The 20,639-nt window shown below is 67.1% G+C and carries 20 protein-coding genes; 7 read left to right on the top strand and 13 right to left on the bottom strand.

All coding sequences use genetic code 11. From position 1 onward, the window contains the following. The first annotated feature begins 106 nt into the window (after positions 1 to 106). A complete protein-coding gene (locus CXB49_RS14395) occupies positions 107 to 1,240 on the top strand; it encodes a hypothetical protein (RefSeq protein ID WP_158300872.1) in 1,134 nt (377 codons plus the stop codon). 83 nt (positions 1,241 to 1,323) lie between these two features. Then, complete coding sequence (gene lolA / locus CXB49_RS14400; protein WP_101709049.1) at positions 1,324 to 1,944, top strand: outer membrane lipoprotein chaperone LolA; 621 nt, start codon at positions 1,324 to 1,326, stop codon at positions 1,942 to 1,944. A 54-nt stretch (positions 1,945 to 1,998) separates the two neighbouring features. On the opposite strand, the gene CXB49_RS14405 is transcribed toward lolA, so the two are convergent. The 7 genes from CXB49_RS14405 to hrcA all read right to left on the bottom strand — a co-directional run bounded on the left by CXB49_RS14405 (position 1,999) and on the right by hrcA (position 8,628). After that, a complete protein-coding gene (locus CXB49_RS14405; protein WP_101709050.1) occupies positions 1,999 to 2,796 on the bottom strand; it encodes a class I SAM-dependent methyltransferase in 798 nt (265 codons plus the stop codon). 255 nt (positions 2,797 to 3,051) lie between these two features. Next, a complete protein-coding gene (gene recR / locus CXB49_RS14410; RefSeq protein ID WP_101709051.1) occupies positions 3,052 to 3,648 on the bottom strand; it encodes a recombination mediator RecR in 597 nt (198 codons plus the stop codon). A gap of 32 nt (positions 3,649 to 3,680) precedes the next feature. Continuing rightward, entirely contained in the window at positions 3,681 to 4,124 is a 444-nt protein-coding gene (locus tag CXB49_RS14415) for a hypothetical protein (protein ID WP_101709052.1), read from the bottom strand. A gap of 39 nt (positions 4,125 to 4,163) precedes the next feature. Next, the gene (locus CXB49_RS14420; RefSeq protein ID WP_101709053.1) at positions 4,164 to 4,490 is read right to left on the bottom strand and encodes a YbaB/EbfC family nucleoid-associated protein; all 327 of its coding nucleotides are present in this window, start codon (positions 4,488 to 4,490) and stop codon (positions 4,164 to 4,166) included. A 5-nt stretch (positions 4,491 to 4,495) separates the two neighbouring features. Beyond that, the gene (dnaX, locus tag CXB49_RS14425; protein ID WP_101709054.1) at positions 4,496 to 6,424 is read right to left on the bottom strand and encodes a DNA polymerase III subunit gamma/tau; all 1,929 of its coding nucleotides are present in this window, start codon (positions 6,422 to 6,424) and stop codon (positions 4,496 to 4,498) included. Positions 6,425 to 6,518: 94 nt separating this feature from the next. Next, positions 6,519 to 7,562, bottom strand: coding sequence for a lytic murein transglycosylase B (gene mltB / locus CXB49_RS14430; protein WP_233492813.1), 1,044 nt, complete (start codon positions 7,560 to 7,562; stop codon positions 6,519 to 6,521). Positions 7,563 to 7,608: 46 nt separating this feature from the next. Further along, complete coding sequence (gene hrcA, locus CXB49_RS14435) at positions 7,609 to 8,628, bottom strand: heat-inducible transcriptional repressor HrcA (protein ID WP_369826495.1); 1,020 nt, start codon at positions 8,626 to 8,628, stop codon at positions 7,609 to 7,611. 158 nt (positions 8,629 to 8,786) lie between these two features. Between hrcA and recA the strand changes: the two genes are divergently transcribed. The 5 genes from recA (at position 8,787) to CXB49_RS14460 (ending at position 14,062) form a co-directional block, all read left to right on the top strand. Beyond that, positions 8,787 to 9,839 (top strand): recombinase RecA, encoded by a 1,053-nt coding sequence (gene recA / locus CXB49_RS14440; protein ID WP_101709056.1) that lies wholly within the window; start codon positions 8,787 to 8,789, stop codon positions 9,837 to 9,839. Further along, complete coding sequence (recX, locus tag CXB49_RS14445) at positions 9,839 to 10,297, top strand: recombination regulator RecX (protein ID WP_101709057.1); 459 nt, start codon at positions 9,839 to 9,841, stop codon at positions 10,295 to 10,297. The genes recA and recX overlap by 1 nt, the downstream gene beginning before the upstream one ends. Before the next feature lie 3 nt (positions 10,298 to 10,300). Then, on the top strand, positions 10,301 to 10,759 hold the full coding sequence (locus tag CXB49_RS14450; protein ID WP_101709058.1) for an SRPBCC domain-containing protein: 459 nt from the start codon (positions 10,301 to 10,303) through the stop codon (positions 10,757 to 10,759). Between the two features lie 63 nt (positions 10,760 to 10,822). Continuing rightward, positions 10,823 to 13,456, top strand: coding sequence for an alanine--tRNA ligase (gene alaS / locus CXB49_RS14455; RefSeq protein ID WP_101709059.1), 2,634 nt, complete (start codon positions 10,823 to 10,825; stop codon positions 13,454 to 13,456). Positions 13,457 to 13,576: 120 nt separating this feature from the next. Then, on the top strand, positions 13,577 to 14,062 hold the full coding sequence (locus tag CXB49_RS14460; protein WP_101709060.1) for a GNAT family N-acetyltransferase: 486 nt from the start codon (positions 13,577 to 13,579) through the stop codon (positions 14,060 to 14,062). 157 nt (positions 14,063 to 14,219) lie between these two features. Here the strand turns inward: CXB49_RS14460 and CXB49_RS14465 are convergent, their stop codons facing one another. From CXB49_RS14465 to CXB49_RS14490, 6 genes are all read right to left on the bottom strand, one after another. Then, positions 14,220 to 14,930: a response regulator transcription factor gene (locus CXB49_RS14465; RefSeq protein ID WP_101709061.1), complete on the bottom strand. Its 711-nt coding sequence runs from the start codon at positions 14,928 to 14,930 to the stop codon at positions 14,220 to 14,222. Positions 14,931 to 15,012: 82 nt separating this feature from the next. After that, positions 15,013 to 15,516 (bottom strand): CS1 type fimbrial major subunit, encoded by a 504-nt coding sequence (locus CXB49_RS14470; protein ID WP_158300874.1) that lies wholly within the window; start codon positions 15,514 to 15,516, stop codon positions 15,013 to 15,015. 10 nt (positions 15,517 to 15,526) lie between these two features. Then, positions 15,527 to 16,663 (bottom strand): hypothetical protein, encoded by a 1,137-nt coding sequence (locus tag CXB49_RS14475; RefSeq protein ID WP_101709063.1) that lies wholly within the window; start codon positions 16,661 to 16,663, stop codon positions 15,527 to 15,529. A 116-nt stretch (positions 16,664 to 16,779) separates the two neighbouring features. Beyond that, positions 16,780 to 19,197 carry a CS1-pili formation C-terminal domain-containing protein gene (locus tag CXB49_RS14480; RefSeq protein ID WP_101709064.1) on the bottom strand — a complete coding sequence of 806 codons (2,418 nt, stop codon included), beginning with the start codon at positions 19,195 to 19,197 and terminating at the stop codon, positions 16,780 to 16,782. A gap of 63 nt (positions 19,198 to 19,260) precedes the next feature. Continuing rightward, positions 19,261 to 19,764 (bottom strand): CS1 type fimbrial major subunit, encoded by a 504-nt coding sequence (locus CXB49_RS14485; protein WP_101709065.1) that lies wholly within the window; start codon positions 19,762 to 19,764, stop codon positions 19,261 to 19,263. Between the two features lie 43 nt (positions 19,765 to 19,807). After that, positions 19,808 to 20,548 carry a pilus assembly protein gene (locus CXB49_RS14490; protein ID WP_101710722.1) on the bottom strand — a complete coding sequence of 247 codons (741 nt, stop codon included), beginning with the start codon at positions 20,546 to 20,548 and terminating at the stop codon, positions 19,808 to 19,810. Between the last annotated feature and the right edge of the window lie 91 nt (positions 20,549 to 20,639).

The raw sequence follows: 20,639 nt of genomic DNA on the forward strand, positions 1-20,639 counted from the left end.
CCCAGCCGGAAAGTCAATGGAATGACCATTCCGGCTGAGATAAAATAATGGGATAACAAGACCGGCCTCGCCGCCGGTCCGCCATCAGACCCACACAGGAAAAACAATGACTCGCTTGAAACTGACGGCCGCCGCCGCGCTCTGCTCCGCCGCCCTGCTGTCCGGCTGTGCCACGCCGCTGGCTGGCAAACCGGCCGACGAAGCCACCCGCAAGGTGATGATCCAGAACTGGCAGAACGCCAGCTACAATATCGACGGCCAGTTCGGCTTCAACCAGCTCAGCTTCAACGACAGCGCCTCCGGGCTGAAGCTGGGCCAGACCGCCGACACCATCGACCAGGTCGCCCGCTCGATACACCTGAATCTCAGCGGCGCCGTCGACGCCCCGAGCGGCAAGGTCGAGCTGATCCCGGAACTGCGCTTCGAGCGCCGCAACCTGCTGGCCAGCATCAAGGTGCCGCTGCAATTCCGCGCCCAGGACATGTCGCTGCTGGTGGATCCGTCCGCCGTCGACCTGGCCCTGCCGTCGCTGCGCAAGCACCCGGGCCTGTTCGTCCGCGCCAAGCTGCCGGCCGACATCGCCGACAAGATTCCGCTGAAGGAAATGTACCAGGCGATGCCGCAGATCATCGACCAGGCCTACGCCCAGCTGGACAAGAAAGCCTTCAGCTTCGAACCGCTGGACGCCTACGCCGATGAAGTCGGCGCCCGCTACAAGCTGCGCATGACGCTGGACAAGCCGCAGGAGCAGAAGCTGACGGTGCAGATTCTGGAAGGCCTGGCCAAGGTCGCCCACGAGCAGCTGAAATCGCCCGACGAGAAATCCGGCACCGAGTCGATGATCCGCCTGGTTCAGGAACTGATGAAGCTGTCCCCGGCCGCCTCCGCCGCCAACCAGACCGTCAGCGACCTCTACGTCAGCCGCGGCGGCGATCTGCTGGCCGTCCGCCAGAACATCCGGATGAACACCAAGGAGTTCAGCGCCGACGCCTATCTGAACCTGCGCTACAGCCATCTGGGCAAGCCGCAATTCGTCTATAACCCGGCCGAAAGCGACATCGTCGACTACGATAAGGTCGAACTGCCCGACTGGCTGAGTGGCGGCGACAAGGCGCCTGCCGCCGTCGCCGACGACGCCGCCGCCGCCGCCGAACCGGCCCCGGCCGCGCAGGCGGCCCCGCAACCGGCCCAGAAGCCGGCGGCCAAGAAGAAAAAGCGCAAGGCGCGCGCGCAGCAATGATGGCGTCCGGCCTGAACCGGCCGGACCGATGCGCTGTCATACCGTTTTCGACTGCGGGCCGCGCGCCCGCAAGGACACCCCGCATGAAACCGATTCACCTGGCGCTCTGCGCCGCCGCCCTCGCCTGCGGCCTGGCCGCGCCGGCCCAGGCCTCCGCCATCGCCCAGCTGAAAGCCTTCGTCGCCGGCAGCAAGACGCTGAGCGCCGACTTCAGCCAGACCGTCTCCAGCAAGAACAAGCGCGAGGAGGCCAGCGGCCGCCTGGAAATCTCCCGTCCGGGCAAGTTCCGCTGGGAATACACCAAGCCGTACGCGCAGCTGATCGTCGGCGACGGCAAGACGCTGTGGATCTATGACCAGGATCTGGCCCAGGCGACGCGCAAGGCGCAGGGCGCGGCGCTGGGCTCCAGCCCGGCGGCGCTGTTGGCCGGCAGCAACGAGATCGAACGCAGCTACAAGCTGAACGAGGCCGGCAAGCAGGGCGACATCGAGTGGCTGGCCGCCAGCCCGAAGAAGCAGGACAACACCTTCAGCGCGATCCGCATGGGCTTCAAGGACAACGCGCTGGTCGAGATGGAGCTGACCGACAGCTTCGGCAACGACACCCGCATCCGCTTCGGCAAGCCGCAGCAGAATGTCAGCCTGCCGGCGTCGCGCTTCGCCTTCACGCCGCCGAAGGGCGTCGACATCGTCAGCGGCGACTGAGTCGGTCCGATGCGAGAAAAGCCCGCCGGTTTCCCGGCGGGCTTTTTTTACGGCTCACGCCGGCTTGACGGCCAGCGTCGCGATGAAGGCCGGCAGATGGCGTTCGATCAGGAAGCGCGGCCTGGGCTGCCAGTCCTCGTGGAAGCCGGCGATCAGCAAGCCGGCCGCAGCCTGCCCGCCGACCAGCGCGGCCAGGCTGTGGCCGAAGACCAGCGCCTCACCCCGCTCCCGCTTGGCCGCCAGGGCCTCCGCCGGCAGATGCTCGAGATCGGAATACGGAATCGGGAAGCGCGGCCGGATCAGCCCTTGCTCCAGCAGCGCCGGATCGCGATCGGCGACGAACAGCGCCGGATTGTAGAAACTGGCCAGCAGGCGGCCGCCCGGCCGCAGCGCGCGGCAGCACTCGCGCCACACCGGCGCGACGTCGGGCACGTACAGATTGGAGATCGGGTGAAACACGCAATCGAAGCTCGCGTCGGCGAAGCGCGACAGATCGCGCATATCGCCGCGCTCCAGCCGCAGCGTCAGGTTTTCGCGCTCGGCCACCTCGCGGTCGCGCGCCAGCTGTTCGCTTGACGCGTCCAGCACCGTCACCCGCGCGCCGGCGGCGGCGAGCAGCGGCGCCTGCTGGCCGCCGCCGCCGGCCAGGCACAGGATATCCAGGCCGCGCGCGTCGTCGAGCCAGCCGGCCGGCAGCGGGCCGGGCGTCAGCCTGGCCAGCACGCGGCCCAGCCGGGCCTCGGCGACGGCGTCGGCGTCGACCGGACGCGACCACTCGCAGTCGGCTGCGGCCTGGCGGTCCCAGGCGGCCTGGTTGTAATGGAAAATATCGTCTTGAACGGCATCGGGCATCTTGTCCTCCCGTCGAGGAATGGAAATCAATGCCGGCGCGCGCTGCGCGGAAGCCCCCGACGCCGGCTGAAAACGGCAGGCATCAGAACAAATTGTCGAAAACAGGCAATGCGCACGCTCGCACGCGCCGGACGGCGGAACGAATCGGGGATGCGAAGAGCATCCGGGCATCACTTGTTCATTTCGACAGGACTCCTGGGAATAAAACGGTATGGTGGCGCCGATTCTAGCGAAGCGGCGATGACGCGGCAATCCTCACACGCCGCGGCGCTCGTGCACCGCCTGCGCCAGCGTGCCCAGATCGACGTACTCCAGCTCGCCGCCGACCGGCATGCCGCGCGCGATGCGGGTCACCGCCAGGCCGCGGTCCTTGAACAGCTCGCCGAGCATGTGGGCGGTGACCTCGCCCTCGGCGGTGAAGTTGGTGGCGATCACCACTTCGCCCACCCGCCCGTCCAGCGCCCGCGTCAGCAGCTTGTCCAGATGCAGGTCCTTCGGGCCGATATTGTCCAGCGGCGAAATCCGCCCCATCAGCACGAAATACAGGCCGTCGAAACACTTGGCCTGCTCCAGCATCATCAAGTCGGCCGGCATCTCGACGATGCACAGCAGGTCCTGGCGACGCGCCTCGTCGGCGCAGATCGGACACAGCTCGGCCTCGCTGAAGGTGTTGCAGCGCTGGCAGTGGATCAGCTGGGTCAAGGCCTTGTCCAGCGCGCGCGCCAGCTTGTCCGCGCCCTTCTTGTCGCGTTGCAGCAGGTGGAAGGCCATGCGCTGGGCGGTTTTCGGCCCCACGCCGGGCAGCACCTTCAGCGAGGCGATCAATTGTTCAAGCGCGGGAGGGTTCTTCATCGACACGGGATCAACCTACACAGGACATCGTTTCAACGGTAGCGCCGGCGCAGCCGGCGATGGCGCCAGGCGAACACCAGCCGGAACAGCGGGCGGCACAAGGGCAGCATCGCCCGCCAACGCGGCAGGAAGGCCACCCGGTCCACCACTTCGCAGCCGCCGGCAACGGCCGTCACGCGGCGGCGGTGCCACCAGACGCGCTGCCCCAGCATGCGGGAGCGCTCGTCGAAGACGCCCGGCTCCAGACGCAGCAGCGTCAGGTCGTCGCACTCGACGGGCAGGCAGCCGAACAACAGCATCCAGCAGCGGCCCAGGCGCGTCGGTCCGTCCAGCCGCGCCGGCAGCTCGCCCGCCGGCAGCCGCATCCGCAGCCACGGGAAAAACTCGTCATTGATGCCGCGCCGGCTAAGCGCGTCGGCCCAGACCGTTTCCGGCGGGCACGGCAGACGGCTGCGAATGGTGAAGTGACCGAACACGGCGGTTCCGACAAAAAAGGCCCGTCGCCGGGCCTGGGATCAGAACGGGAGCTTCATCCCGGCCGGCAGATTCAGGCCGTTGGTGAAACCGGACATCCGCTCCTGGGTGGTGGCCTCGACCTTGCGCACCGCGTCGTTGAACGCGGCGGCGATCAGGTCTTCCAGCATTTCCTTGTCGTCCATCACGCTGTCGTCGATGGCGACGCGCTTGACGTCGTGCGAGCAGCTCATCGTGACCTTGACCATGCCGGCGCCGGACTGGCCCTCCACTTCCACCTGGGCCAGCTCGTCCTGGGCCTTCTTCATGTTTTCCTGCATTTGCTGGGCCTGCTTCATCAGGCCGGCGATTCCTGCTTTACCGAACATCGCGGTCACTCCTGTACGGGTTGAATGGTCTCGATGAGCAGCGTGGCGCCCAACTCGCGCACCATCTGCTGCACCACCGGATCGTTTTGCATGCATTCTCGGGCGACGGCCAGCTGCTCCTGACGCAGCCTGGCGTCGGTCATCGCCGGGGTTTCCATCCCCAGCTCCTCCACCGTCACCGTCAACTCCACCGGATGGCCGAAACGTTCGGCCAACGCGGCTTTCAATTTTTCCTGGTAATCGCGTCCGCTCATGTGGCGGAAGCTCTCCGGCACCGCCAACTCCAGCCGCTGCTGGCTCCAGCGCTTCAGCACCGCGTTGTGCGCCAGCATCCGCGCCGCGCCGAGCTTGACGCCCAGGTCGGCCACCAGCCGCTGCCAGTCGCCGTCGAAGTCGTAGGCGATAAGCGCGGACGGCTCGTCCTCCAGCGGCGGCGGCTGCATATAGGCCGGCATCGCGTCGTCGTCGGACCACGGCGCGTCGACAACCTCGTCGTCATCGTCGCGCTCGCTCTCCTCGTCCTGAGCCGCCGGCGCGGGCCGGACCTGGACCGGCGCCGGCTGCGGCTCGGACCGAATCTCGGGCTGCGCCGCCGGAGCCGGCTCGACGGCGGCCGGCTTCGGCCTGGGCGCGGGCTCGGGTTCCGGCTCGACGGCCGGGACAGGCTCGGCCGCCGCGCGCGGCTTGCCGTTCAGACCGGCGGCCTGCAACGCGCGCGCCGCCGGCGACATGCCGCGCTGCGCCGGCACCGAGGCGCTGGCGACCGACGCGGCGGATGCGGAAGCCGATGCCGGGCGCGACTGGGCCGGCGCGGCCGGACGCGTCGGCGCGGCGCTTTCCGCCGGCGCCCTGGCCGGATGGAAGGCCAGCATCCGCAACAGCGTCATATTGAAGCCGGCATGCTCGTCCGGCGCCAACGCCAGGTCCTTGCGGCCGTGGATGGCGATCTGGTAGTACAACTGCACATCTTGCGGCGCGATGGCGTCGGCCAGCGCGAAAATCGTCTCGCGCTCCGGCTCGTCGTCGGCCAGCGCCGTCGGCACCGTCTGCGCCAGCGCCAGTTGCTGCAGCAGCACCGCCAGCTCGGACAGCGCGGAATCGAAGCTGACGCCGCGCTCGGCCAGGCTGTCGGCCTCGGCCATCAGCGCCGCGCCGTCGGCGGCGGACAGCGCCTGCAGCAGCGTGAACAGATAGCGGCGGTCCACCGCGCCCAGCATCGCGCGCACGCCGTCTTCCCTGACCTCGCCGAGACCGTAGGCGATGGCCTGGTCCAGCAGCGACTGCGCGTCGCGCATCGAGCCGGACGCGGCGCGGCCCAGCAGCGCCAGCGCCGGGGCCTCGTACTGTATGCCCTCGACGTCCAGCATGTGGGCCAGATGGGTCGACACCTGCTGCGGCGTCATATTGCGCAAGGAGAACTGCAGGCAACGCGACAGCACCGTCACCGGCACCTTCTGCGGGTCGGTGGTGGCCAGAATGAATTTGACGTGGGCCGGCGGCTCCTCCAGCGTCTTCAACATCGCGTTGAACGCGCTTTTCGACAGCATGTGCACTTCGTCGATGATGTAGACCTTGAAGCGGCCCATCGTCGGCGCGTACTGGGCGTTCTCCAGCACCTCGCGGATATTGTCGATGCCGGTGTTGGACGCGGCGTCGATCTCCAGCAGGTCGACGAAGCGGCCGGTATCGATCTGGCGGCAGGCCTGGCATTCGCCGCAGGGCTCGGCCGTGGTGCCGGTCTCGCAGTTCAGGCTCTTGGCCAGGATGCGGGCAATGGTGGTCTTGCCGACGCCCCGGGTGCCGGTCAGCAGATAGGCGTGATGCAGCCGCGCCTCCTTGAGGGCGTTGCTGAGGGCGCGGACCACGTGCTCCTGGCCGACCAGGTCGGCGAAACGCTTGGGGCGCCACTTGCGGGCAAGGACTTGATAGCTCATGGGGGCGGATTTTAATGGCAATTGCCGCGCAAGGCGACAGGTTTCACCGGCGCGGCCGCGGGGCGGCGCCGGTGTCGGGGACGGCCGCTGCCGCCTACAGCCCGGCCGAGGCCGGCTCCGGCCGCTGCGCCAGCGCCGCGTAGTAGCGCTGGCGCACCTGGCCGGCGATCTCCTGCACCGCCTTGGCGTACAGCGTGCTGCGGTTGTAGCGGGTGATCGCGTAGAAGTTGTTCAGGCCCAGCCAGTACTCGGTGACGCCGGGCGAGGTTTCCAGCGAAAACAGCACCGCCGGCACGTCGTCGGCCAGCGGCGCCTGCGGCGCCACGCCCATCTTGCGCAACTCGCCCACCGTGTAGTGCAGCTTGAATTTGTCGGCCAGCAGCTTGTCCACCTGGGCGCCCGGCGCCACGCTGGCCGGCGCGACGATGTCGTCGCCGTGCCGCCAGCCGTGCAGCTGGAAGTAGTTGGCGACGCTGCCTATCGCGTCGTGCGGATTGTTCCAGATGTCGCGGTGGCCGCTGCCGTCGAAGTCCACCGCCCACTTGCGGTAGCTGGACGGCATGAACTGCGGCAGGCCCATCGCGCCGGCGTACGAGCCTCTCAGCGTCAACGGGTCCTTGCCCTCCTCCTTGGCCAGCAGCAGGAACTGGGTCAGCTCGCCGCGGAAGTAGTCGGCGCGGCGCGGGTAGTCGAAGCCTATCGTCGACAGCGAATCCACCAGCCGGAAGCTGCCGGTGTTGCGGCCGTAATGGGTCTCGACGCCGAGGATGGCGACGATCACCTCCGGCGCCACGCCGTATTGACGCTCGGCGCGGGCGAGCGCGTCGGCGTTGGTTTGCCAGAAGGCCGCGCCGTCGGCGATCAGCTTGTCGTTGACTGTGGACGCGCGGAACTGGTACCACGGCCGCGAGGTCGACGGCTTGTCCAGTATCCGGATGATGTTGGGCTTCAGTTCGACATTGGCGAACACCGCCTCCAGCTCGGGGCGGCTGAACTGGCCGCCGGCCACTTGCTCATCGATATAGCGCTGCACGTCGGGGCGGCCGAGAAAGGCCGCGTCGGCCAGCGCCGGCTGGGCGGCGAACGCCAGGGCCGCCAGGATGGCCGCGCCGGCCAGTTTCGGAATAGGGTTCATCATTTTGCTCGTTCTCTTGTCGGAATGTCGGGATGGCGCGGGCGCGGACTCAGTCGCGGAAGGACAGCGCGTTGCCGACCAGCCTCGCGGTGATGTCGACGATGGGAATCACCCGCTCGTAGGCCATGCGGGTCGGGCCGACCACGCCCAGCGTGCCGACCACCTGGCCGTTGATGCAATAAGGGGCGGTCACCACCGAGCATTCGTCCAGCGTCACTACTCCAGACTCCTCGCCGATGAAAATGTTCACCCCCTGCGCCCCGCGCCCCTGCGCCAACAGCTTCAACAGCTCGGTCTTGCGCTCGAACACGCCGAACAGCTCCCTGAGCCGGGACAGGTCGTCGGACAGGTCGTGCACCTGGAACAGGCGCGAGCCGCCGCTGACCACCACGTCCTCGCTGCCCTGCTCCAGCGTCTGCTGGCCCAGTTTCACCGCCGCCGCCATCAGCTCGGCGATGTCGCCCTGCAACTGCCTCAGCTCGCTCTCCACCCGCAGCGCGACGGCGCTCAGCCCTTGCCCGGCGTAGTGCTGGTTGATGAAGTTGCCGGCCTCGACCAGCTCGGACGGCGTGTAATCGCGCTCGGTCAGCAGCAGGTGGTTCTGCACGTCGCCGTCCAAGGTCACCAAGATCATCAACACCCGCCGTTCGGACAGGCGCAGGAATTCGATCTGGCGGAAGGCGACGTCGCTGCGCTGCGGCGTCAGCACCACGCCGGCGAAACTGGTCAGTTCGGACAGCAGCGACGACGCCGCCTGCGCGATGCGCTGCGGGCTGCCCGGTTGCAGATTGGCCTCCAGCTCGTGGCGCGACAGCTCGTCCAGCGGCCGTATCGTCAGCAGCCTGTCGACGAACAGCCGATAGCCGCGCGCGGTCGGCACCCGGCCGGCCGAGGTGTGCGGCGAGGCGATCAGGCCCATGCCCTCCAGATCGGCCAGCACATTGCGGACCGATGCCGGCGACAGCTCGATGCCGGGCAGCAGCGACAGGGTCTTGGAAGCGACCGGCTGACCGTCGGCGATGTAGCGTTCGATCAGCGTCTTCAGCAGATGTTGGGCGCGTTCGTTCATCATGACCCCATTGTACACATCCTTCACCGCTCCAAAAGGGGACGTGGCGGGGCTTTAGGACCATGGCACGAAAACCGCGGCCGCAAGCTGCTGTTCGCTCTCTGGTTTTCTGCGATAATCGCCCCCATCATTGGTCCGAACACCCCATTGGAGACAGCATGGCTTCCGAAGACAAGAGCAAGGCGCTGGCCGCCGCCCTCTCCCAGATTGAAAAGCAATTTGGCAAGGGCTCCATCATGCGCATGAGCGACAACCAGATCAACGAAAACCTGCAGGTGGTCTCCACCGGCTCGCTGAGCCTGGACCTGGCGCTGGGCGTCGGCGGCCTGCCGCGCGGCCGCGTGGTCGAAATCTACGGCCCGGAGTCGTCCGGCAAGACCACCCTGTGTCTGCAAGCAGTGGCCGAGATGCAAAAATTGGGCGGCACCTGCGCCTACATCGACGCCGAAAACGCGCTGGACCCGCAATATGCGCAAAAGCTGGGCGTCAAAGTCGACGACCTGCTGATCTCCCAGCCGGACACCGGCGAGCAGGCGCTGGAAATCTGCGACATGCTGGTGCGCTCCAGCGGCGTCGATCTGATCGTGATCGACTCGGTCGCCGCGCTGGTGCCGAAGGCTGAAATCGAAGGCGAGATGGGCGACAGCCACGTCGGCCTGCAAGCCCGCCTGATGAGCCAGGCGCTGCGCAAGCTGACCGGCAACATCAAGCGCACCAACACCCTGGTGATCTTCATCAACCAGATCCGCATGAAGATCGGCGTGATGTTCGGCAACCCGGAAACCACCACCGGCGGCAACGCGCTGAAGTTCTACGCCTCGGTGCGCCTGGACATCCGCCGCACCGGCGGCATCAAGAAGGGCGAGGAAGTGATCGGCAACGACACCCGCGTCAAAGTGGTGAAGAACAAGGTTTCCCCGCCGTTCCGCCAGGCCGATTTCGAAATCCTGTACGGCGAGGGCATCTCCCGCCAGGGCGAAATCATCGAGCTGGGCGTCAAGCACGGCTTCATCGACAAGTCCGGCGCCTGGTACGCGTACAACGGCCAGAAGATCGGCCAGGGCAAGGACAACACCCGCGAGTGGCTGAAGGCCAATCCGGCGATCGCCGCCGAGATCGAGCGCAAGATCCGCGAAGCGGTCGGCGTCAAGATCGAGATCAACGAAAGCCAGGGCGACGAAGAGTTCGCCGACGACGCCCTCGACGCCTGATGGCGGCGACAGGCAAAAGCCTGAAGGCGCGGGCCGCCGAACTGTTGTCCCGCCGGGAATACACCCGGCGGGAACTGGTTCGGCGGCTCGCGCCTTTTGCCGACAGCGAGGACGAGCTGAACGCGGCGCTGGACGAGCTGGCCGCCGCCGACTGGCAGTCCGACGAACGCTTCGCCCACCAGTTCGCGGCCAGCAAGGGCGCCAAGTTCGGCAGCCGGCGCCTGGCGCAGGAAATGCGCCAGCGCGGCGTCGCCGACGACTCGATACGCGAGGCGCTGTCCGGCCAGGACGACCTGGCCAGCGCGAGAGAGCAATGGCGCAAGAAGTTCGGCCGCCTGCCGGCAGACGCGGCGGAGAAGGCCAAGCAATACCGTTTCCTGGCGCAGCGCGGCTTTCCGGCCGACGTGATCCGCCGGGTGCTCGCCGGCGGCGCGGACGACGACTTCTACGAGGACTGAGCCATGGCAACGCGCAGCATCGCCACCGAGATCGACATCGCCGTCAGCCCGGAGCGGGTGTGGCAGGTGCTGATCGACTGGCGGCGCTACCCGGAGTGGAATCCGTTCATCGTCGGCCTGCACGGCCGTCACGAGACCGGCGCCAGCCTGGTGGCCACCGTCCATCCGCCGGGCGGCCGCCACCAGACCTTCCGGCCGCGGCTGATCGAGTTCGCCGCCGGCAGCCTGCTGGCCTGGCGCCGAAAATGGCTGGTGCCCGGCCTGCTCGACGGCGAGCGCCGCTTCCGGCTGGAAGCGCTGGACGACGGCGGCACCCGGCTGCATCACCGCGAGGATTTCTCCGGCCTCCTGCTGCCGCTGATAGGCGACGGGCCGCTGGAACGCGCTCGCCTAGGCTTGCTGCAAATGAACCAGGCGCTGAAGCGGCGCTGCGAAGCGCTTGCCAGCCAGGCCCCGGCTTGACACAATCAATGGATTCGTCCCGGCACGGCGCCCGGACCAGATTTTGAAAATTGACCGAAAATCATGAAAACCTCTGAAATTCGCAAGAAATTCCTGGATTTCTTCGCCTCCAAAGGCCACCAGGTAGTTCCCTCCAGCAGCCTGATCCCCGGCAACGACCCGACGCTGATGTTCACCGTCGCCGGCATGGTGCAGTTCAAGGATGTATTCCTCGGCTTCGAGAAACGCGACTACAGCCGCGCCACCACCAGCCAGAAATGCCTGCGCGCCGGCGGCAAGCACAACGACCTGGAAAACGTCGGCTACACCGCGCGCCACCACACCTTCTTCGAAATGCTGGGCAACTTCAGCTTCGGCGACTACTTCAAGCGCGACGCCATCACCTTCGCCTGGGAATTCCTGACCGGCGAGCAATGGCTGGCGCTGCCGAAGGACAAGCTGATGGTGACGGTGTACGCCACCGACGACGAAGCCTACGACATCTGGCACAAGACCGTCGGCGTGCCGGCAGACAAGATCGTCCGCATCGGCGACAACAAGGGCGCGCCGTACGCGTCCGACAACTTCTGGACCATGGGCGACACCGGCCCCTGCGGCCCGTGCACCGAGATCTTCTTCGACCACGGTCCATCGGTCGCCGGCGGCCCTCCGGGCAGCCCGGACGAGGACGGCGACCGCTTCATGGAGATCTGGAACAACGTCTTCATGCAGTTCAACCGCGACGACGCCGGCACGCTGCATCCGCTGCCGAAGCCGTCGGTCGACACCGGCATGGGCCTGGAGCGCCTGTCCACCGTGCTGCAGCACGTCAAGTCCAACTACGAGACCGACGCGCTGGCCTGTCTGGTGCGCGCAGCCGCCCGCGAAACCGGCGTCGAATACAGCCAGGACGTGCCGTCGCTGAAAGTGATCGCCGACCACATCCGCGCCTGCTCCTTCATGGTCGCCGACGGCATCCTGCCGTCCAACGAGGGCCGCGGCTACGTGCTGCGCCGCATCGCCCGCCGCGCGATCCGCCACGGCTACAAGCTGGGCCAGAAGGGCCTGTTCTTCCACAAGATCGTCGCCGACCTGGTCGCCGAGATGGGCGAAGCCTATCCGGACTTGCGCGACAAGCAGGCGCATATCGAAGACGCGCTGCGCGCCGAGGAGATCAAGTTCGCCGAGACGCTGGAAATCGGCATGGGCCTGGTGGACTCCGCGCTGGACGGAGGCAAGACTGAGCTTGACGGCGACACCATCTTCAAGCTGTACGACACCTTCGGCTTCCCGGTGGACCTGACCGCCGACATCTGCCGCGAACGCGGCATCCACGCCGATCTGGAAGGCTTCGAGCGCGCGATGGAGGCCCAGCGCGAGCGCGGCCGCGCCGGCTCCAACTTCAAGATGAGCGGCAAGATCGCCTACGACGGCGACGACACCCGCTTCCACGGCTACGACAACAGCAGCGTCGACGCCAAGGTCCTGGCGCTGTACAAGGGCACCGAGCCGGTCGACAGCCTGTCCGCCGGCGACGAAGGCATCGTGGTGCTCGACCACACCGCCTTCTACGCCGAAGGCGGCGGCCAGGTCGGCGACGTAGGCGAAATCTCGGCCGCCGGCGGCATCGCCGCGCTGTTCGACGTCGCCGACACCCAGAAAATCCAGGGCGCGGCCTTCGGCCACAAGGGCCGGCTCGCCCGCGGCGCGCTGAAGGTCGGCGACGCCGTCACCGCCACCATCGACCTGCACCAGCGGCTGGCCAGCGCCCGCAACCACTCGGCCACCCACTTGCTGCACGCGGCGCTGCGCCATGTGCTGGGCGGCCACGTGGTGCAGAAGGGCTCGCTGGTCAACCCCGAGCGCACCCGCTTCGACTTCGCCCACGGCGAGGCCGTCAGCGCCGCGCAGATCGCCGAGCTGGAACGCGTGGTCAACCACGTGATCGCCGCCAACTACGAGGTCAAGGCCGAGTTGATGGGCATGGAGGCCGCGCAGAAGTCCGGCGCGATGATGCTGTTCGGCGAGAAGTACGGCGACGAGGTCCGCGTGCTGACCATGGGCGATTTCTCCGCCGAGCTGTGCGGCGGCACCCACGTCAAGCGCACCGGCGACATCGGCCTGTTCAAGATCGTCGCCGAGAGCGGCGTCGCCGCCGGCGTGCGCCGGATCGAAGCGGTGACCGGCCAGGGCGCGCTGGCCCACATCCAGGCCCAGGACGCGCTGATCAAGGAAGCCGCCGCCGCGCTGAAGGCGCAGAGCAGCGACGAGGTGATCGCCAAGATCGCCGCGCTGCAGGACGGCGCCAAGGCGCTGGAGAAGGAACTGGCCAAGCTGAAGGGCCAGCTGGCCGCCTCCGCCGGCGACAGCCTGGCCGACGCCGCCACCGTGGTCAATGGCGTCAAGGTGCTGGCGGCCGAGCTGCCGGGCGCCGACAACACCGCGCTGCGCGAAACGCTGGACAAGCTGAAGGACAAGCTGGGCTCCGCCGCCATCGTGCTGGCCGCCAGCGGCGACGGCAAGGTGGCGCTGGTCGCCGGCGTCACCGCCGACCTGACCGGCAAGATCAAGGCCGGCGAACTGGTCAACTTCGTCGCCCAGCAGGTGGGCGGCAAGGGCGGCGGCCGTCCGGACATGGCCCAGGCCGGCGGCACCCAGCCGGAAAACCTGGACGCCGCGCTGAAAGGCGTCCAAGCCTGGGTGGCGGCCAAGCTGTAAACCTCGTCCGCTGACGCAAAACGGCCACATGATTGTCATGTGGCCGTTTTTATTCTAAGTTATTATTGTGAGTATGGTTCTTATTTGTAATGTTCTCTATCAAGTATTTCGGAGGATGTCATGAGCGAGACCGAATTCCGCCTGGCCCGCAACGATGATCTGCCCGCCGTCTACCTGCTGATCCAGCAAGCGTTCGGCCCGCTGCAACAACGGCTGCCCACCCGCCCAACCGCCCTCGACGAAACCGTCGCCAGCCTCAACGGCCACCTTTCCAACGGCTGCCAGATCTTCCTCATCGCCCAGGGACCCCGCCTGCTGGCCTGCCTGCTGGTGCAACCGGCGACCGTGGGCTGCGTCGAGGTCAAGCGCCTCTGCACCCACCCGACCTGGCAAGGCCGCGGCCTGGGCTCGGCCCTGCTCACCCACGTCGAGGGCCAGTTGCGCCGCCAGGGCGTGCGGGCGATCAGGCTGGCCACCCGGCGGCGCCTGCCGGACAATCTGCGCTTCTACCAGCATCGCGGCTATCTCGAGCACGAACGCAGACCATATCCCGTAGGCATAGACGATGAGCTGGTCACGCTGGGCAAAACGCTGAGCGGACGGTGAGCGCCCGTTCAACGGCAAACTTGTTCCACATCAAGTCGTCAGAAATCATAAATCGCTAATATACAGATGCTTCTTATGGCTTCTCCTTTGTTGTTTGCTTTGACGCCCCGGTCCGCCGGGGCATTTTTTTTGTCCCGCCGCGGGCCGGCGCATCCGCTCAGCCTTTCGACGGCGGATCAAGCTTCAACTCGTCGCGAAGGATGTAAAGCTCGTGATCGGCCTTCAGCCCCAGTTTTCGCATCGCCGCCTGCTTTTGCCCGCTGATGGTCTTGATGCTGCGCGCGAACTTCTCCGCGATCTGGCTGACGGTCATGCCGTCCATGAAACACCGTATCACCTCCTGCTCCCTGGGCGACAGCTCGGCGAGGCGCACCAGGCTCCCCACCGCGGCCGGCGCATGCCGGCTGCCGGATGGCGGCACGCCGTCGACCGGCATCACGCTGGCCAGCTCCTCCGCCATCGCCGGACTCAGATAGACCTGGCCCTGGGCCAGCGTCCGGATCGCCGTCACCAGCTCGTCGAGATCCTGCTGCTTGCCGACAAAGCCGCGCGCGCCGCCGCGCAAGGCCAGCGCCACGGTGGCGGTATTGTAGTGCGCCGACATGATCAGCACGGCGGTTTGGGGAAAACGCCTGGCCAGCACGCGGATCAGATTCAGCCCGTCCGTGTCTTCCGGCTGCAAGGCATAGTCCAGCACCGCCACATCGACCGGCTGCTTGTGCAGCGCTGCCAACAGCGATTTGCTGCCGGTATGGGTGCCTACGATGGAAAAATCCGGCTCTTGCGACAGTCTGTAACTCAGGCCTTGCAATACGACTGCGTGATCGTCCAACAACATCAGGCGCAGCGGGGGTTTCGAAAGGGTCATCGGGTATCACGACACAGCATGGAAGAACTGCTTATTTATATGTCTGTCGCCGAGCCGCGGCAATACGGTTCCCGCTGCCGGCCTACAGCGCGCTTTCAAACAGCAGATTGACCACCCCGTGATAGACGCCGGGCTGGTAGCCGCCGACCGGCACGCCGGGCACGATGTCCAGGCTGACCCGCCGGTCCTCGGCCGCCTCGGCGGCGCTCAACACCAGACAGTCCGCCGAGGCGCCACCGTCGCGGAACACCTCGCAGCGCCGCTGGCCGCTATCCAGCCGGATGCGCAGCGGGATCTTCCGCCCGTCGCCGGCCAGGACCGTGTCGCCGTCGGCCCTGACGGTGATCGGCCCCATCGTGCTTCTCATTTCCAGCCATTGCCGCAATGGCCGCAGGCGCTGACCGGCCATGTCCCACTGCAACAGCTGGGTCGCGCCCGCCCAGCCGCCGACGGCGCTAACGTAGAACACATCGTTTGGCACTTGCACTTCGACACTGACCCTGTGCTCGACCGGCTCGGCCCGGGCGCCGGCCGCCAGCGCGATCCATAGCGCGCAGACAGCCAGCATCGTTCGCGTCATCGTCATCCCGCCCCTCCTACAGATTGGCGTCGAAGACGACGGTGACGTCGCCGCGATAGCGCGCGCCCGGCTGCCGGATAATGGCGGCCATGTCCTCGCGCTGCATTTCGAAATGCAGCTGCGCCGCGCTGTTCGAGACCTGGCCCGAAGGCTGGAATCCCTTGCGCGCGATGCCAAGCGGATACCGGCTTGCCGGCGCGCCGCCCTGGCTCGAGTACACGCCGGGCATGCTGACCGCCACCTGTATCGGCACCTCGCCGCCGCCATTGTCCCGGCGCAAGGCGCAGGCGCCGCCGCTGGAATACTGGCAGCGCAGAGACAGGCTGAAGCCGGCCGCGCTGGACAGGCTGAATCCCAGATCCCGACGCAGCGCGACCGGCGCCCTGCCCTGCTGCGACCAGGCCTGCCAGCCGCCGGCGGGCTCCAGCACGGCGCGGTCGGTCCCCGCCGGAAAACTGACCAGAAACTCGTTCTTGACCGTCGCCTCTATCCTGATGGTCAGCCGGTTGTCGCTGTAGGCGGCGCGTCCAAAATCCAGTTGCTGGCCCTCGCCGAGCGTGTAGGACAGCGTGCCGGTGTAGGTCCCGTTGCGCATCGACGTCGGATTCACGGCCAGCAACTCGTATTTGAAGCCCAGCAGGCTGACATCCAGGCCGGTGGCCGTGGTCCTGAGCTTTCTATAACAAACGCTGTTCCTTTTCGCCGCGTGGCTCCATTCGAAAATGTACATATGCACATCGCCTTCGTCGACCTTGTCCTGGCAGCCGCCTTCCAGTCTTTCGACATTGAAATCGCTTATGTATTTCGGCTTGTAGTATCGCTGGGCGAACGAGGCGATCCTGAATTTCACCGTGATGGCGTCCCCGCCGGAGTAAAGCGTCAGCTGCTTGTATTCGGCATCGATGGCCTGGTAGATATGATCTTTCGGATCGGAGGAGTTCTGCGACGCGCGCTTGCTGATCTTGCCCAGCCCTCCTATCAGATAATCGGCCGGGCCCTGGTTGACGAATTGATTCTGGCCGGGTCGGAACGAGGACGGTTTCAGTTCGGCGCGTACCGTCGCCTCGGCCGCGGCCGCCGGCGGGCTGGGCAGCAGACAGAGCAACAGCCAATATGCCGCGGCGCGGCCCAAGCCGGGTTTCAGCTTCATCATCTCGGTTCATCCTTTCCAAGCGCCGTCCGGCCGCGTCGGCCAAAAGGCGTATTGTGGCGGCGCCCATTGCCCGCCCTCCATCAGACCAGTCTCAAACTGGCCGGCCTGCGCCAACGCTAGCCGGGGCAGCGCAGATCGCCGGCCAGCAAGACATCGCCGGCGCGCTGCCGCCGCGCCGGGTCCAGCCGGAAGCGGCAATCGGCTGTCGTCTGGTGGCGGACCTCCAGCGTCGGCGCGCTTTCGCTCATTTCCAGGCTGAAGAAGCCGTCGGCCTCGCTGACCGCCCGGCCGGCGTGATTGATCAGCCGGGCGCCGCGCAGCGGCCGGCCCGACGCATCCAGCAGGCGGCCCAGCACGGTGACCGTCTTCAACACCCTGACCTGCCGGTAGGCCACGCCGCCCTTGTTCAGGTGGTAGCTGTGGCTGGCCGGCTGTATCGCCACCGCCGGCGCGCCGGCTCCGGCGAAGTCGAACTGCACGCTGCCGGCTTGGTAGGCGGTCACCGGGATGAAGTTGCGTCCCGCATGCAGCCACGCGCTGCCGCCCTGGCTGTCATCGGCCCGCAGCGCCACCGCGGGCAGGTCGGACTCCACATCGACGATCAGTCCGGTATTGGCGCCGAAGGCCGCGGCGTCGCCGCTGGCCGCGATGCCGCCGCCGCCGATGGCCATGGTGTTTTCCAGATTGAGGCCGCCGCTGAGCCGCCCGTTCAGCGACGAGCGCTGCAGATAGGCGTCGCCGCGCAGCAAGGCGTGCTGGAACTGGGCGCTGCCGCTGAGGCCCAGGCCATGGCTATCGGCGCTGCCCGTGGCGCCGACGGCGCTCAGCCAGCCGTTGTCCAGGTTTTGTTGCACCGACACGCTGGCATAGTGGTCGCGGCTGCCCAGGCTGCCGCTGCGGCTGCCGATGCTGGCGTTGTAGCTGCGGCCTTCCCCGCCCAGGCTCAGGTTCAAGGACAGCTCCACGCCGCGGTTGCGCGGACCGGAGCCAGGGCCGGCGGCGCGGTCGAAGGCCGCCAGCCGCCAGGTGGCGTCGTTGCCCAAGAGCTTGTGCCTGTGGTCCAGGCCCAGATCCACGCTGAGCCCGCCGCCGTGCGTTAGCCGGGCATTCAGATTGCTGCGGTCGCTCAAGCGGTGGCTGAGCGACAGCGCGCTGCGGCGGGCCTGCCGCCATTCGGGATCGCCATCGCCGTCCAGGCTGCTGCGGCTGTGGCTGAGCACCACATTGCCCCGGCTGTAGCTCCAGACCGCCTGGACATCGAAACCGCTGCCATAGCCGGCCGTGTGGAACAGATTGGCGTACAGCCTGGCGCTGTCGGCCAGATCCCAGTCCACCGAGGCGCCGAACTGGCGCTGCGCGCCGAACTGTTGCGAGGCCAGGCCCAACACCACGCGCGGGTGCAGCAGATAATTGATGCCGCCGCCCAGCGCCAGGCCGCCCGACTGCGCGCCGACGCCGAACGGCTTGCGCTGCCGGCCGGCAAACACGCTGTAGCGCCAGCGCTGTTCCGGATTGCGCCACATGCTGGGCTTGTAGATCAGCTCCTCGCTGCGCGACACCTGCACGCCGTCTTCCAGCAAGCGCACTTCCACCGGATAAATGCCGCCGGGCAGGCTCAGCGTGTCGACCAGTTGCAGACCCGGCTGCACCAGCTGGCTATGGATCAACACGCCGTTGCGGTAGATTTCCACCGTCGCCTCGCGATTGGCGGTGACGTAGACCGGATACAGGCTGGCTTGGCCGCTGTCGGCCAGCAGCGCGTCGGAGCTGCCCGCCATCAGGCCGAGCACCGCATCCGCGCGCTGGCCCTGGGTCCGCGGCTGCCGCAGCAGGCTTTGCTCGTCGGGACTGAACAGGCCGGCGCGGACGAAATGGCCGTCCAGTTCGCGCTGCGCGTACAGCTGCGACAGATTCTGGCGCAAGCGGCCGTCGGCGCTGCGCTCCAGCTGCAGGCCCCCCAGAGCGCTCCAGTCGGCCAGGCTGCCTTGCAGATCCATCGCGTAGCGGCCGGACAGGCTCTGCCCGCCGCCGCCGGAGAGATTCAGACGGTTGCCGAGAATCAGGCCCCGGCTGCCGCCCGAAGGCTGGGCGTGATAATGCGCGCCGGCCTGCCGCCGGCCGGCGGCATCGGTCAGCAGCGACAGCTGGGAGTTTTCCAGGCTGTAATGAATGGCCAGCAGTCCGGACGGACAACGCTCCTTGCAATCGCCCAGCCCGATCGGACGGCCAAGCGCCTCCGCCCACTTTTGCCTCTCCGCGTCAGGCTGCCGGCTGTCGCCGGCGTCGGTGAAGCCCAGCAGCTGCACGGTGCCGTCCCGGGTCAGCAGCACCATCGCGTCGCCCAGGACCTGCCCGTCCTTTTCGACCCGGGCGGCCAGCGGCACCTCGAAGAAATGGTCGCGGAACTCGGCCGGCAAGCCGGACGCCTGCGCCAGCAACGGCAACCGGGCGCTGATGGCCGGCGCGCCGGCCAGGCAATAGGCGCAGAAAAATGAGGCGGCCAGGGCCGCGATAAGGCGGGCGACAGTAGACATGGGAGCAAACGGAAAGAAAGAAGGGGCGCATCGACGCCCCTGTCTGTGGTGGAACGGACGCTATCAATTGCCGGCGGGCGCGACGCTTTCGAACATCAGATTGACGCTGCCGGAATAGCGACCTGGCTTGAAGCCGCTGGCCGGCGTCGGCGCGGCGATGCTCAGATTGACGCGGCTGATGTCCCGGGCCTGGGTGGCCGTCAGTATCTGCGCCTTCTTGCCTGCGCCGACCTCCATGGCCTGCTCGTTGATTTTGACGACCATGGGAATCTTCTCGCCGTTGCCGTTGCCATACAGTTCGGCCGGCGCTTCCAGATAGCCCTGGATCGCGCCTATCGTGCTTTTCATGTCCAGCATATTGCTGACCGGCTGCAGGATTTCGCGGCGGGCGTCCCAGGACAGCGCCTGGTCCCTCAGATGCCAGTCGGCCAGCGGTTGCACGTAAAAGCTGTCGGTCGGGATATTGGCCGTGACATTGATCTGCAGCGGCTGTTGCTCGGCCATCGCGGCGCCGGACAGCATGGCGGCCGACACGGCCGCGCCCAGCAGAAATTTTCGGGTGAACATCGTGGGTTTCCTTTTTGGGAAGCGTGAAAAAAATCGGGCCGGCTCATCGGCCGAAGGCGACGGTCCGGCGGCGGCGGCCCTCGATCAGCTCGAACGTGTAACGATGGCCGTCGGCCTTGACGAAGCGCTTGCTGCCGCCAGGCAGCACATGGTGCTTGGTCGGGGTCTCGCAATGCCGGCCATCGGCGTCGCACTGAAGGAAGGCGTCGACGATGACGGTGCTGTTGCCGTCGTTGCGCACGGTGTAGCTGTCGCCACCGTCCTGCAGCCGGGTGTCGTAATGCGGCTGCCCGGGCCTGACGATGACGATGGCCCCATAGCCGGTCAGCACGTTGACGCCGGCGCTGAGCGAGTCCTGATAGCGCCGGGCCTCGTCGTCGCCGATATCGAACGCGTCCTGTTTTTCCGGCAGCACCGGAGAGAAGCGCACCCGGAAATAGCGCTCCCGGTCGCGCGGCCCCAGGTACAGCAAGCGACTGGCCTGCATGCCTCCCGCCGGCACCATCAGCCGCGACGGACTCGCGACCAAGCCCTTGAGCTGGCCAAGCGCCAATTGCCCGGTATCCACCGGCAACTCATTGGCCTGGCCATCCTGGCCGTAGACGATCTCCGCCACCGCCACCTTGACGAAGGCGGTGCTGTCGCCGCTATTGCGCACCCGCTTCAGCAGGGTGCCGGCATCCGCGTCCAGGTACTCATACATGGCGCCGATATTGATGGCCGGCGCCGCCGGGGCCTGTGCGGCCAGGCCCAGCAGCAGACAGGCCGACAAGATGGGTTTCATCGCAACTCTCCATGCGGGTGAGCGCTTCCGCGGCAAAGCCGCCCGGACAAGGCTCATTGCAAAGATTGGCATTATTGGAGATGGCGTCGTC

The sequence above is a fragment of the Chromobacterium sp. ATCC 53434 genome (assembly GCF_002848345.1).
Classification (GTDB): Bacteria; Pseudomonadota; Gammaproteobacteria; order Burkholderiales; family Chromobacteriaceae; genus Chromobacterium.

Coding starts and splice junctions, on each gene's coding strand:
- CXB49_RS14395 (WP_158300872.1), top strand. CDS start 107: ATGACTCGCTTGAAACTGACGGCCGCCGCCGCGCTCTGCTCCGCCGCC.
- lolA (WP_101709049.1), top strand. CDS start 1,324: ATGAAACCGATTCACCTGGCGCTCTGCGCCGCCGCCCTCGCCTGCGGC.
- CXB49_RS14405 (WP_101709050.1), bottom strand. CDS start 2,796: ATGCCCGATGCCGTTCAAGACGATATTTTCCATTACAACCAGGCCGCC.
- recR (WP_101709051.1), bottom strand. CDS start 3,648: ATGAAGAACCCTCCCGCGCTTGAACAATTGATCGCCTCGCTGAAGGTG.
- CXB49_RS14420 (WP_101709053.1), bottom strand. CDS start 4,490: ATGTTCGGTAAAGCAGGAATCGCCGGCCTGATGAAGCAGGCCCAGCAA.
- dnaX (WP_101709054.1), bottom strand. CDS start 6,424: ATGAGCTATCAAGTCCTTGCCCGCAAGTGGCGCCCCAAGCGTTTCGCC.
- mltB (WP_233492813.1), bottom strand. CDS start 7,562: ATGATGAACCCTATTCCGAAACTGGCCGGCGCGGCCATCCTGGCGGCC.
- hrcA (WP_369826495.1), bottom strand. CDS start 8,628: ATGAACGAACGCGCCCAACATCTGCTGAAGACGCTGATCGAACGCTAC.
- recA (WP_101709056.1), top strand. CDS start 8,787: ATGGCTTCCGAAGACAAGAGCAAGGCGCTGGCCGCCGCCCTCTCCCAG.
- recX (WP_101709057.1), top strand. CDS start 9,839: ATGGCGGCGACAGGCAAAAGCCTGAAGGCGCGGGCCGCCGAACTGTTG.
- CXB49_RS14450 (WP_101709058.1), top strand. CDS start 10,301: ATGGCAACGCGCAGCATCGCCACCGAGATCGACATCGCCGTCAGCCCG.
- alaS (WP_101709059.1), top strand. CDS start 10,823: ATGAAAACCTCTGAAATTCGCAAGAAATTCCTGGATTTCTTCGCCTCC.
- CXB49_RS14460 (WP_101709060.1), top strand. CDS start 13,577: ATGAGCGAGACCGAATTCCGCCTGGCCCGCAACGATGATCTGCCCGCC.
- CXB49_RS14465 (WP_101709061.1), bottom strand. CDS start 14,930: ATGACCCTTTCGAAACCCCCGCTGCGCCTGATGTTGTTGGACGATCAC.
- CXB49_RS14470 (WP_158300874.1), bottom strand. CDS start 15,516: ATGACGATGACGCGAACGATGCTGGCTGTCTGCGCGCTATGGATCGCG.
- CXB49_RS14475 (WP_101709063.1), bottom strand. CDS start 16,663: ATGATGAAGCTGAAACCCGGCTTGGGCCGCGCCGCGGCATATTGGCTG.
- CXB49_RS14480 (WP_101709064.1), bottom strand. CDS start 19,197: ATGTCTACTGTCGCCCGCCTTATCGCGGCCCTGGCCGCCTCATTTTTC.
- CXB49_RS14485 (WP_101709065.1), bottom strand. CDS start 19,764: ATGTTCACCCGAAAATTTCTGCTGGGCGCGGCCGTGTCGGCCGCCATG.
- CXB49_RS14490 (WP_101710722.1), bottom strand. CDS start 20,548: ATGAAACCCATCTTGTCGGCCTGTCTGCTGCTGGGCCTGGCCGCACAG.